This window comes from Sphingomonas prati (genome assembly GCF_014643515.1).
In the GTDB taxonomy this organism is placed as follows: Bacteria; Pseudomonadota; Alphaproteobacteria; order Sphingomonadales; family Sphingomonadaceae; genus Sphingomonas_R; species Sphingomonas_R prati.
In genome coordinates this window covers 84,724-96,520 of sequence record NZ_BMJP01000005.1, presented here as the reverse complement: position 1 = coordinate 96,520, position 11,797 = coordinate 84,724, and the positions used below count along the sequence as shown (strand labels likewise).

8 protein-coding genes are annotated in these 11,797 nt (G+C 62.0%); 4 read left to right on the top strand and 4 right to left on the bottom strand.

Annotation, left to right across the window (positions count from 1 at the left end; translation table 11 throughout):
• Nucleotides 1-44 precede the first annotated feature (44 nt).
• The 3 genes from IEX50_RS14405 to IEX50_RS14395 are packed head-to-tail and all read left to right on the top strand — an operon-like array spanning nt 45 to nt 1,967.
• Nucleotides 45-419, top strand: a complete 375-nt coding sequence (locus IEX50_RS14405; RefSeq protein ID WP_157177051.1) for a hypothetical protein — start codon at nt 45-47, stop codon at nt 417-419.
• A 9-nt stretch (nt 420-428) separates the two neighbouring features.
• Nucleotides 429-908: an ImmA/IrrE family metallo-endopeptidase gene (locus tag IEX50_RS14400; protein WP_157177052.1), complete on the top strand. Its 480-nt coding sequence runs from the start codon at nt 429-431 to the stop codon at nt 906-908.
• A gap of 3 nt (nt 909-911) precedes the next feature.
• On the top strand, nt 912-1,967 hold the full coding sequence (locus tag IEX50_RS14395; RefSeq protein WP_157177053.1) for a beta family protein: 1,056 nt from the start codon (nt 912-914) through the stop codon (nt 1,965-1,967).
• On the opposite strand, the gene uvrA is transcribed toward IEX50_RS14395, so the two are convergent.
• From uvrA to IEX50_RS14375, 4 genes are all read right to left on the bottom strand, one after another.
• Nucleotides 1,962-4,883, bottom strand: a complete 2,922-nt coding sequence (gene uvrA / locus IEX50_RS14390; RefSeq protein ID WP_157177054.1) for an excinuclease ABC subunit UvrA — start codon at nt 4,881-4,883, stop codon at nt 1,962-1,964. The genes IEX50_RS14395 and uvrA overlap by 6 nt on opposite strands.
• Nucleotides 4,884-5,013: 130 nt before the next feature.
• Complete coding sequence (locus IEX50_RS14385) at nt 5,014-6,075, bottom strand: tetratricopeptide repeat protein (RefSeq protein ID WP_157177055.1); 1,062 nt, start codon at nt 6,073-6,075, stop codon at nt 5,014-5,016.
• Entirely contained in the window at nt 6,038-7,957 is a 1,920-nt protein-coding gene (locus tag IEX50_RS14380; protein ID WP_157177056.1) for a DUF3857 domain-containing protein, read from the bottom strand. The genes IEX50_RS14385 and IEX50_RS14380 overlap by 38 nt, the downstream gene beginning before the upstream one ends.
• 15 nt (nt 7,958-7,972) lie before the next feature.
• Entirely contained in the window at nt 7,973-8,242 is a 270-nt protein-coding gene (locus IEX50_RS14375; RefSeq protein WP_157177057.1) for a hypothetical protein, read from the bottom strand.
• A 484-nt stretch (nt 8,243-8,726) separates the two neighbouring features.
• Here IEX50_RS14375 and IEX50_RS14370 point away from each other — a divergent pair, with 484 nt between their 5' ends.
• Entirely contained in the window at nt 8,727-11,777 is a 3,051-nt protein-coding gene (locus IEX50_RS14370; protein ID WP_157177058.1) for a TonB-dependent receptor, read from the top strand.
• Nucleotides 11,778-11,797: the final 20 nt, after the last annotated feature.

Sequence of the window (11,797 nt, the reverse complement as noted above, 5' to 3'; positions counted from 1 at the left end):
TACTTCCGTTCCTGTAAGAGGCGACTATGCGACTAGCGAGCCGAATGAAGAGCGTTGTGAAGCTGGGTGGCTTAGTCGTGTTCGGTGTGATCGCCGGAGCAATCGGTGCCAGTTTAAGTGGTCACTTTGGTAAAATTAGCTATACGCTCTCATACGCAGACTTTATCTCTATATTACTTACATGTCTGGGCGTGATGCTTACGATTGTAACTCTGTTCGTAGGCGTCTTGGCGGTTCTGGGATGGGCTTCAATTGAGTCAAAGCTTCGTGACCATTCGTTCAGTTATATAGGATCTGAGCTTGAAGAGGGAAAACCGCTTCGGGATATGATCAGGCGAACTGTAAGGGAGGCGGTCTACGAGGGCGTAGGTCCGATTGATGTTTATGACGAGCCATACGAAGATGATCAGGCAGCATAGGTGTATTTGATGATCAACGTTGAGCATCGGAGCATACTGGACCGATACAAAAATATGGTCCCAGTCCCCGTAGGTAAGCTCGCTCAGGAGCTCGGCATACAGGTGAACTTAGCATTGCTAAGCCCAAACATTTCTGGACTTATCGAGCCTAACAGTGAAACCCCGAGCGGGTTCCATATTCGAGTAAATCGGTATGAGATTCCTGAGCGACAGCGATTCACGATTGCTCATGAAATAGCACATTTCTTACTTCATCGGGATTACATAAAGAATGGAATTGTTGATAACGTGATGTATAGGTCCGGTCTAAGTTCGAAGCGAGAAACAGAGGCAAATCGCCTAGCAGCCGAGATTGTTATGCCAAGAGCTGCTCTTGACGAAGCTCTCGAGAATCTCGGCGGCAAAAAAGATGATGCTTCTGCGATGCAGTTGGCGAAAATCTTCAGGGTCTCGTTGCCTGCTATGAAAGTTCGTCTAGGGATTGCGTAATAGATGCTGCAAGATGCTCAATATGTCGCCTTCTTATGCTCGAAACGCGCGGAGATCCGCGCCTTAAGCCGGCTCGACGCATCTATCCGGAAAGGGTTTTTTCCGATTATAGCTGTTCGACCATGGCCGAATACTAACAAATTTCAACCTATTTTACATCAACTTGATGCGGCAACCGCCGGGTTCCGGCATGGCTTTGACTTGGATCGCTACAAACGTGCGTTTGTTTCCAAGTCACCGTGTTGTGATGAGTTTGAAATTTTATTCGACCCGGCTGGTGGTTTTAAAAATTACTATGACCTCGTCGAACCGAACGATTTTCGCGTTCCAGTATTGCGTAATGTTAACGGATTGCTATCAGATCTTGATAAGCAGTTTGAGCATATTAATAAAATTAATAGAGGCGTTGTTGTAAGAGTCGAGCAAAACTTTACCTACGGGTTAGAGGAGCTTCTAGCGAGCAAGCTTTTGATAGCTGACGATACAGTCTTTGTGATCGATATTGGTTGGAGCAGGGACGTTCTTGCTCAAGAGATGTGGATTTCATCCATTATTGGTAAAATTACCGAGTGGGATGCGTCCGTCGAGATAGCCTGTACTTCAAGTAGTTTTCCAAACTCATTCTCTAGTATAAAATACAAGCACACATTTCTAAATGACGATAGACAACTGTATGCAAGGCTGGTTGCACGGCATAATATCGCAAAGGTGATTTACGGGGATTGGGGAAGTACGCGTAAACCAGAAGAGCAGGGCGGCGGAAAGCATTATGACAGGATCGATGTTGCAAGAGCAGGTGAGTGGATATCATTTCGGCAAACAGACGATGAAATCGGCTACAAGGTATTAGCGGATCGAATTATCCAAGATGACGCATGGAATAAAATCAGCCCTTGCTGGGGCAGGCAAATTATTGAATTAACGTCTCTTGATGTTCCTGGAAAAATAAAGGGAACTGAAATGGCGATTTCAGCCCGGATAAATATGCATATCACTGAGCAGGTGAATATGGGTAAGACGGTCTCGCCGCCTGATGAGCCTTATGTGGACGACTTATGATTTGATGTCGCCGAGCTTCAGCAACGGCTTCAAATACCCCCCGGTATAGCTCCGCGGTTCCTTCGCAACCTGCTCCGGGGTGCCGACGGCGACGATTTCGCCGCCCTTGTCGCCGCCTTCGGGGCCGAGGTCGATGACCCAGTCGGCGGTCTTGATGACCTCCAGATTATGTTCGATCACGACAACGCTGTTGCCCTGTTCGACGAGCGCGTGGAGGACCTCCAGCAGCTTGCGGACATCCTCGAAATGCAGGCCGGTGGTCGGTTCGTCGAGGATGTAGAGCGTGTTGCCGGTGGCGCGGCGGGCGAGTTCCTTGGCGAGTTTGACGCGTTGCGCCTCGCCCCCCGAGAGCGTGGTCGCCTGTTGCCCGACCTTGACGTAGCCGAGCCCGACCTCCGCCAGCATCGCCATCTTGTCGCGGATGGGGGGCACGGCCTTGAAGAATTCGACCGCGTCCTCGACCGTCATGTCGAGCACGTCGGCGATGCTGCGGCCGCGGAACTTCACCTCCAGCGTTTCGCGATTGTAGCGGTGGCCGTGGCAGACGTCGCACGTCACGTAGACGTCGGGGAGGAAGTGCATCTCGATCTTGAGCACGCCGTCGCCCTGGCACGCCTCGCACCGGCCGCCCTTGACGTTGAAGCTGAACCGCCCGGGCTTGTAGCCGCGCGCCTGGCTTTCGGGGAGGTTGGCGAACCAGTCGCGGATGTTGGTGAACGCGCCGGTGTAGGTGGCGGGGTTGGAGCGCGGGGTGCGGCCGATCGGCGACTGGTCGATGTCGATCACCTTGTCGAGATATTCGAGGCCGGTGATGGTTTCGTGGTGGCCGGCCAGCATGCGTGCGCCGTTCAGCGTGCGCGCGGCGGTGGCGTAGAGCGTGTCGAGCGTGAAGGTGGACTTGCCCGAGCCCGACACGCCGGTGATGCAGGTGAAGGTGCCGAGCGGGATCGAGGCGGTGACGTTCTTCAGATTGTTGGCGCGGGCGCCCTTCACCGTGACCTTCTTGCCATTGCCCTTGCGGCGCTTGGCCGGCAGCGGGACCATCCGGCGGCCGGTCAGGTAGTCGCCGGTCAGGCTGTCGGGGTTGTCGAGGATCTGCTGGAGCGTGCCCTCCGCCACGATGGCGCCGCCGTGGACGCCCGCGCCGGGACCCATGTCGATGACATAGTCGGCGGTGCGGATCGCATCCTCGTCATGTTCCACGACGATGACGGTGTTGCCGAGATCGCGGAGCCGCTTCAGCGTGACGATGAGGCGGTCGTTGTCGCGCTGGTGCAGGCCGATCGAGGGTTCGTCGAGCACGTAGAGGACGCCGGACAGGCCGGAGCCGATCTGCGAGGCCAGGCGGATGCGCTGGCTTTCGCCGCCGCTGAGCGTGCCGGACGTGCGGTCGAGGCTGATATAGTCGAGGCCGACATTGTCGAGGAAGCCGAGCCGTTCGACGATCTCCTTGAGGATCGGGGCGGAGATCTGGCGCTGCTGGTCGTTGAGCTTGTCCGGCATGGCGCGGAAGAAGGCGAGCGCGGGGCCGACCGCGCGGCGGGTGGAGAGCGAGATGTCCTCGCCCGCGATCTTGACGGCGAGTGCCTCCGGCTTCAGGCGCGCGCCGCCGCAGACTTCGCAGGGGGCGGCGGACTGGTACTTGGCCAGCTCCTCGCGCATCCACGCGCTGTCGGTGGAGAGCATGCGGCGTTCGAGGTTGCCGATGACGCCTTCGAACGCCTTCTCGACCTCGTACGACTTGCGGCCGTCGATGAAGCGGAGCGTGACGGCCTTGCCGCCGGTGCCGCGCAGCACGACGGCGCGCTGCTCCTCGCTGAGCGCGTTGAAGGGGGTGTCGAGCGAGAAGTCGTAGGCCTTCGCGAGGCTGGCCAGGACCTGCATGTAGTAAGGCGAGGGCGGGTTGGATTTCGCCCAGGGGACGACGGCGCCCTTCTTGAGCGAGAGATGTTCGTTGGGGACGACGAGCTGCGGATCGAAATAGAGCTTCTCGCCGAGGCCGTCGCAGGCGGGGCAGGCGCCCTGCGGCGCGTTGAACGAGAAGAGCCGCGGTTCGATTTCGGCAATGGTGAAGCCCGAGACGGGGCAGGCGAATTTCTCCGAGAACACGATGCGGTTGTCGGGGATGTTCTTGCCGGCGACGGACTTCTTCTTCGCCAGCGCCTCGTCCGCGGGGATGGCGTCGGCGGGGGCGGGGGCATCGACCAGATCGACATAGACGAGGCCGTCGGTGAGCTTCAGCGCGGTTTCGAAGCTCTGCGCGAGGCGGGTCGCGATGTCGGGGCCGACGACCATGCGGTCGACGACGACCTCGATGTCGTGCTTGTACTTCTTGTCGAGCGCGGGGGCGTCCTCGATCTCGTGCATCGTGCCGTCGATGCGGACGCGGGTGAAGCCGGCCTGCTGCCACTCCGCCATTTCCTTGCGGTACTCACCCTTCCGGCCGCGGACGACGGGGGCGAGCAGCAGGAAGCGCGTGCCGGCCGGGAGTGCCGCGACGCGGTCGACCATCTGGCTGACGGTCTGCGCGCTGATCGGCAGGCCGGTGGCGGGCGAATAGGGGATGCCGACGCGCGCCCAGAGCAGGCGCATATAGTCGTAGATCTCGGTCACGGTGGCGACCGTGGAGCGCGGATTGCGGCTGGTCGTCTTCTGTTCGATCGAGATGGCGGGGGAGAGCCCCTCGATATGATCGACGTCGGGCTTCTGCATCAGTTCGAGGAACTGGCGGGCATAGGCGGAGAGCGATTCGACGTAGCGGCGCTGCCCCTCGGCATAGATGGTGTCGAATGCGAGCGAGGATTTGCCGGAGCCGGACAGGCCGGTGATGACCACCAGCTTGTCGCGCGGAATCTCCACGTTCACGGATTTGAGATTGTGTTCGCGCGCGCCGCGCACGGAAATATGGGTCAGCATGAAGCGGTCTGTTCCAGATTTGTTCGTGCGCGGCAAGCCGGCTCACGCCTGTCAGGCGGGAGATGGGTGGCGGGGTGGGGTGGGGCAAGGCGGGTTGACGCTGGATGTCGCGGTGCTTGGTGTGTCGGACCTACAGCGTTAGCCCCATGTCCGAATAGGCCTTGGTTATATCAAAACTGCTGCGTCGTGCGGCGGAGGCATCGGCTTCCGCGCGAACCTTGTCACCCATCCGTGCCCGGACGATCGCGCGGCCATAGCGTGCGTTCGCCAGCCATGGCGACAGCGCAAGCGCCCGATCATAAGCGGAGATCGCGTCGGTCCAACGTCCGAGGCGGAGCAGAACCAGTCCGCGGCTGTCCCATATCGCAGCGTCGGTAGGTTCGAGGCGGAGAGCGGCGTCGCATTCTGACAGCGCTGTTTCAAGCGCAACACCGGAGACGGCCTTTTCCCAGCAAAGGTTGTTCAGCCGGTTCGCATCCTTTGCCAATTTGCGCGCTTGCATGAAGTCCGCAGCGGCCAACGCCGTTTCTCCGGCCGTGGCGTGGGATATGCCGCGTCTGGTCAACCAACCTTGTTTATCGGCGTGCGTTGCCAGCGTGCGCGTGTAGAGTGCGATGGCACCGACGTGATTTCCTGTCTCGTCAAGCATCCGGGCACGCTCGCTGTCGTCGAAATCGGACTTCGGCGACAGTCGAGCAATGGCATCAAGATCGGCCTGTCGACCGGCCCGGTCTGCCTTCGGACGGGCCCGGTAGCGTGCGGCGTGAAGCGTTGCCGTCGGCTTGAGCGCGATCGCGCGGTCGTAGACACGCAACGCGTCGATCGGACGATCGACGTTCCGGTACAGGCCAGCGATCCATATCTGCGTCGCTGGTTCAGACGGTGCGGCAGCCACGAGCGCGGCCATTTCCGCCATGACCGCATCGGTCCGGCCTTGTTCATGGGCAATCTGGACGCGCAATCCGTAAGGACCGAGAGCGGTTCGGTTCGCCTTGATCGCATCCGCTGTATCGGCGAGTGCACCGGCGTCATCGCCGAGCATGAAGCGGGCATAGGCGCGGTTCGCGAGCGCGTAGCTGTGACCGGCTTCGACCTGCAACGCCGTATCGAATGCGGTGACGGCGTCCGCAAAAGCGCCCTTTTCGAGCGCCTGGCTACCGCGCATGCGAAGCACGACCGGGTTGCCGATCAAGCACGGCGGCGGCGTCGATATCCTTGGCAGCGCTGGCGTCACGGATCATCATCTTCACCGAACCACGATTCGCAAGAGCCCATGCCGACTTGGGATCCAGCCGCACGGCTTCGTTCAGGTCGTCAAGCGCGAGCGTATATTGCTCAGCGTTCTGAAGCGTCCAGGCCCGGTCGATGAACGCCTCCGCCGTCGTGGGCGTAACGGCCAGACTGGCGTCGATCTCCTTACTCGTGCTTTGGTAACGCGCTGGCTTGCGGACGTAGATCGCATCCTCCGCCAGCTTGCGCAGTTCGGATTGTGCGGCGGCGGCTTCGGCGAAGGGGAATTCGGGGGCGACGGCACGTTCGGACTTCTCAATCGTGAAGACGTTGCCGGTGAGCGTCGACACGCGGCGATAGGCGATGCCGGCGATGGTGCGGTCGACGTCGCTCTTGACGCCGGCCTTCAGCGTTTCGAAGCCGGGCGGCAGCAGGATCGTTTCGACGACGCGGTTCGAATAGGGGTAGGGGACCGCGAACGGCGCCTGCGCATCGGGGCCCGGATCGCGGGTGAAGTCCGCTTTGTAGCCGATCCCGGTGCCGTCGGTTTCATAGCCGTAGTCGCCCCATTTCATGCGCGCCTTGCCGTCCAGCACGAAGCGTTGTTCGCCCGTCTTGGGATCGAAGCTGGCGGTGGTCGTGGTGGCGTCGATGAAGTCGTAGCGTTCCTTCCAGTAAGCGCGCAGCGCGTTGTCGCGCGCGGTGCCCGAGAGCGTCGACATGCCGAGCCGCGCACCCTGGGCCAGGTCGCCGCGAAAGATCTGTTCGATCCGGACCGGCGCGGGCAGTGTAAGCCCGCCGGTGGCGTCGATGCGGATGATGGTTTCATCGGCGGGCGCGGCGAGCGGAGGCGGCATCATCCGGACAAGCGCGGCACCGGTCGGCACCACCGGCAGGCCCCAGCCATAGGCCGGCACGGTCAGCCGATCGAGCGCGGTATCGCCGGTGCGCGTCCCATCCATGAAATAGGGCCGGCCCGCGACGGTGGCGCGGACGAGGACATGATCGAACAGCCCGATCATCGGCAGGCGTTGATCGAGCCCGTCGCCATAGACCGTGCTGACCAGGACCGGTTCGGCCGGGATATCGAGCGCCGCGAGCAGCCCAACCAGCAGCGCGGTCTTGCCCTTGCAATCGCCGTAGCGGCGTGCCCAGGTTTCGGCCGCGGTGGCCGGTACCAGCCCACCGGCGCCCATCGCCAGCGCGACGTAGCGGACCCGATCCTGCACCAGCGCCAGCGCGGCTTCGGCGCGGACGCGCGGATCGGCGGACAGCGCGGGGATGCGGGCGACCTCCGCCTGGAGCGGGCCGGTCGCGGGAAGCGTAGCGGCCGTGCGGTAGAGCGGCACCATCAGCGCGGCGAGATCGGCCCAGCCGGCATAGTCCGTCGCCTCCAGCACGCGACCGACCTGGAACCGGGCGGGTGCGCCCTTCGGCAGGACGAGCGGCTTGATATCGTCCTGTTGCAGTTCGATGCGGGAAAGCGAGCCGACGCGCGTCGGGCGGACCGCGGGGAGCGTGCCAGCGGATCGGAACCGGAGCGGCAGCGTGGCGGGCCACTGCATCGACAGATGCGCGCGGGCGATCGGCACGCCGTTCCAGAGGCCGGCGAACTGTTCGACATGGCCGCCCAGCACCGGATCGCTGGTGGTGCGCGAGGTGGCGACTTCGAGCCGGTCGCCGACCTGCAACCCTTCGGGCTGGATGTTGGCGGTGAGCACACCGTCCAGCATCGCGCTTTCCAGATTGGGTTCGCGGCGGACAACGGTGAAGGTCTGGCCCGAACCGAGCACGTCGATGACCGTGGCACCGCGGTGGATGCGGACCGCGTGGACGGTCAGCACGTCGGTGTCCGGCCGCTAGGGCAGCGAGATATTACCTGCGGCCAACCCCTGCGGCGTCTGGATCAGGATCGTCGTGGTGGCATAGACCGTCTGACGCGTCGGTTCGATCGCGACCTGTTGATCGGTCAGCAGGATGCGGAGCGGCGCATCGTCCGCGGGAGGCGTGGCGGGCAGCGGCACGGGCCTGACCCAGGCGGGGAGGGGGCCGAAGACCGGTTTGTCGGACGCGGCAATCGCCGCCACCGGGACGGTCGCCAGCAAGGCGCAAAGCAAGACGTGACGCATGAAAACCGTGATTCCCCCCCCGGATTTGCCACGATGATACAGCGATCGCGACAGGGCGCTACTCCCGCGCGGTCCGGCAAGGCCCGGTGCCTGCAACGCCCATGTTTCCCGGTCAACACATGGGCAGGCGTTTTGGAGATACATGTTCGTAAGTCGTTCATGACTGACACAAAGCCGGCAATCATGCCCGTTGAAGAAGCCAAATTTCATCCTAGAAAAGAACAGGCGTGTAATATTCCAAACTGGTAGTTAGGTGAATTACGAGCCCCCTAATGTATACTCTCCGAAATAATTGCGCTTAGGTTTACGGAAATTCATACTGAATAGGGGTTCAGTCTGAGATATACGCTGTTGCTGCGTTGCAACGACGTTCTATCAATATGACGATCTCATGAAAACCGCTTTGACAGCTTGCGCCCTGCTGGTCAGCTTGAGTGCATACCACGACCCGATGTTCGGGCCGTCAGGTGCAGGGGCAGCATAGATGACATCCAATCTTCGCCTTCTGGGCGCGACCTTTCTTGCCCGCTCGACATCGATCCGTGCGCTGACTGCTTTTGCGGTTTCGGCGATGGTCGTTCCGTCGGTCGCCGCCGCCCAGGATTTCCAGAACGTGACCGCATCCGGCCGGATCGTGACGACGGCGGGCGCCGGTGTGCCCGGCGCAACGGTGGCGTTCCAGTCCGCCGCGCAGGGTTTCACCCGCACGACGACGACCGACGGCGGCGGCAATTACCGCCTGCCGCAGCTGCCGCTGGGGACGTACACGGTGACGATCACCGCGACCGGTTTTACGACGAGCACGCAGGGCGGCGTCGTGCTGGAGCCGGATCAGGCGTCCAACCAATTCTCGCTGGCGGCCGTCGGCGAAACGGGCGCGGCGGACAATGCAGCGGGGGCGGCGGCCGGCGGCGACGCGATCGTCGTGACCGGGACGCGGACGCGGACGATCGATTTCGAACGGACGACGACCGGGACCGTGGTGAACGTCACCGAGATCGCGCGACAGGTGCCGGTGGACCGCAGCCTGACCGCCATCATCCGGCTGTCGCCCGGCACGTCGCAGGGCGACAGCGCGTTCGGCGATCTGGCGTCGTTTTCCGGGGCGTCCGTGTCGGAAAACCAGTTCTTCGTGAACGGCCTGAACGTGACCAATTTCCGCAAGGGCCTGGGTTCGACGACGGTGCCGTTCGAATTCTACGACACGGTCGATATCAAGAACGGCGGATATCCGGCCGAGTTCGGCCGCGCGACGGGTGGTTTCGTGAGCGCCACGACCAAGTCCGGTTCGAACGAGTTCCACGCGGGGGCGGTGTTGTCCTACACCCCCGATTTCCTGCGGAGCGATTCCCCCAATACGTTCCGCGACGACAATGACGGCGACATCCGTGAATCGCGCAACGCGTATTTCTATGCGTCCGGGCCGCTGATCAAGGATCGGCTGTTCTTCTACGGCTTCTACCAGGCGCGCCACACGCAGCAGGGCGACGGCAGCGTCACCGACCAGCGTTATTCCGAGCGGGTCGGCGACAGCCCGTACTGGGGCGGCAAGCTGGACGCGATCATCGCCGACGGGCACCGGCTGGAATTCACCTATTTCGATACGTCCCGCACCGAGACCATCACGAACCTGGACTATGACGTCACGACCAACCAGCGGACGTTGTTCCAGAGTTCGGACGTCGAGAAGTTCGGGGGCAAGAATTTCGTCGGCCGCTATACCGGCACGTTCACCGAATGGCTGACCCTGTCGGCGGCATACGGCAAGAACAAGGACCGCGAGGTTACGCAATCGTCAAGCGACAATCCCTACATCCTCGACCAGCGCACCGGTACGGCCCAGTCGATCGGCAATCCCACCGCGACACGCACATCGTCGTTCGATACGCGCGAATTCTACCGGGCGGATGCGGACATCTATTTCAACCTGCTCGGGTCGCACCACATCCGGGGCGGTTACGACCGCGAGAACCTGACGTCGGATACCACGTCATCCTATAACGGCGGTGTCGCCTACACCTACCTGACCGCCGCGGCGGGGAACCGCTATGCGCCGGCCGGGACCGAGTATGTCAGTGCGCGGACCTACTTCAACGGCGGGGTGTTCAAGACCAGGAACGAAGCGTTCTACATCCAGGACACTTGGTCGCTGTTCAACAACCGGCTGAACCTGTCGCTGGGTGTTCGGAACGACCGGTTCACCAACAAGAATGTGGACGGCGAAACCTATTATGAATCGGGCGACCAGTGGGGGCCGCGACTGGGCTTCACCTTCGACCCGACGGGCGATGCGCGGACCAAGATCTACGGGTCGTTCGGGCGGATCTTCCAGCCGGTCGCGACCAACACCAACATCCGGCTGGCGGGCGCCGAAACCGACTATACGCGCTATTATCAGTTGCTGGGCGTGAATGCCGACAACAGCCCGATCCTGGGGCAGGCGCTGTCGTTCACGGGCGGGAGCAGCGCGTGCCCGGGCAGCACGGACGCCAACTGCCAGCTGGTGTCGGACGGCACCGCGACGCCGACCGAAGCGACCGTTTCGAAATCGCTGAAGCCGCAGTCGATCGACGAATATATCATCGGCGGCGAGCGCCGGCTGGGCAGCCGGATCCGCGTCGGACTGTACGGGACGTATCGCAAGCTGAACGCGTCGCTGGAGGACGCTGCGATCGACCAGGGCGTGCTGGCCTATTGCAACCGCGAGGGCATTTCGGGGTGCGAGGACATCTGGACCGGGTTCCACCAATATGTGCTGATCAACCCGGGCGAGGCGGCGACGATCACGCTGTCGGACCCCATCAACGGGGAAGCCACGGCCCGCACCGTCAGCTTCACCGCGGAGGAGCTGGGATATCCTAAGGCGCGCCGGACGTACAAGGCGATCACCGCCACGTTCAACCGCGAGTTCGACGGCCTCTGGACGCTGAACGGATCCTACACCTATGCCAAGAACCGCGGGAACATCGAAGGCGGCGTGAAATCCGACAACGGCCAGTCCGACAGCGGCCTGACGACGGATTTCGATCAGCCGGGCTTCACCCAGGGCGCCTACGGGTATCTGCCGGGTGATCGCCGTCACAACATCAAGCTGTACGGTGCGTTCCAGGTGCGACCGTGGTTGCTGATCGGCGCCAATTTCGCCGCCGTGTCGCCGCGCCGGTTCGGGTGCATCGGGCTGGTCCCGGATTCGGTCGATCCGTTCGCGAACGCCTATGGCTCGGCCGGCAATTTCTGCCCGATCGTCGATGGCCAGGTGTCGGACGACAACGAGACGGTGCTGGTGCAGCGCGGCAGCGTGTTCAAGAGCGACTGGAACACATCGACCGACCTGACGCTGTCGTTCCGGCCGCAGCCCGAGAACCGGAACCTGACGTTCGAAGTGTCGGTGTTCAACGTGTTCAACCAGAAGGCCAAGATCGACTATGACGAGCAGGGCACGGATGACGGCGGCGCAGCATCCGCCACGTATCGCCTGCCGACGTCGTACCAGTCGCCGCGGTCCGCGCGGTTCGTGGCGCGGATCGGCTTCTGATCCTCACCTGGCGAAGGTCC

Excerpts from the sequence above, each read along its gene's own strand:
- uvrA (WP_157177054.1), bottom strand. The coding sequence starts at position 4,883 with ATGCTGACCCATATTTCCGTGCGCGGCGCGCGCGAACACAATCTCAAA.
- IEX50_RS14395 (WP_157177053.1), top strand. The coding sequence starts at position 912 with ATGCTGCAAGATGCTCAATATGTCGCCTTCTTATGCTCGAAACGCGCG.
- IEX50_RS14405 (WP_157177051.1), top strand. The coding sequence starts at position 45 with ATGAAGAGCGTTGTGAAGCTGGGTGGCTTAGTCGTGTTCGGTGTGATC.
- IEX50_RS14400 (WP_157177052.1), top strand. The coding sequence starts at position 429 with ATGATCAACGTTGAGCATCGGAGCATACTGGACCGATACAAAAATATG.
- IEX50_RS14370 (WP_157177058.1), top strand. The coding sequence starts at position 8,727 with ATGACATCCAATCTTCGCCTTCTGGGCGCGACCTTTCTTGCCCGCTCG.
- IEX50_RS14375 (WP_157177057.1), bottom strand. The coding sequence starts at position 8,242 with ATGCGTCACGTCTTGCTTTGCGCCTTGCTGGCGACCGTCCCGGTGGCG.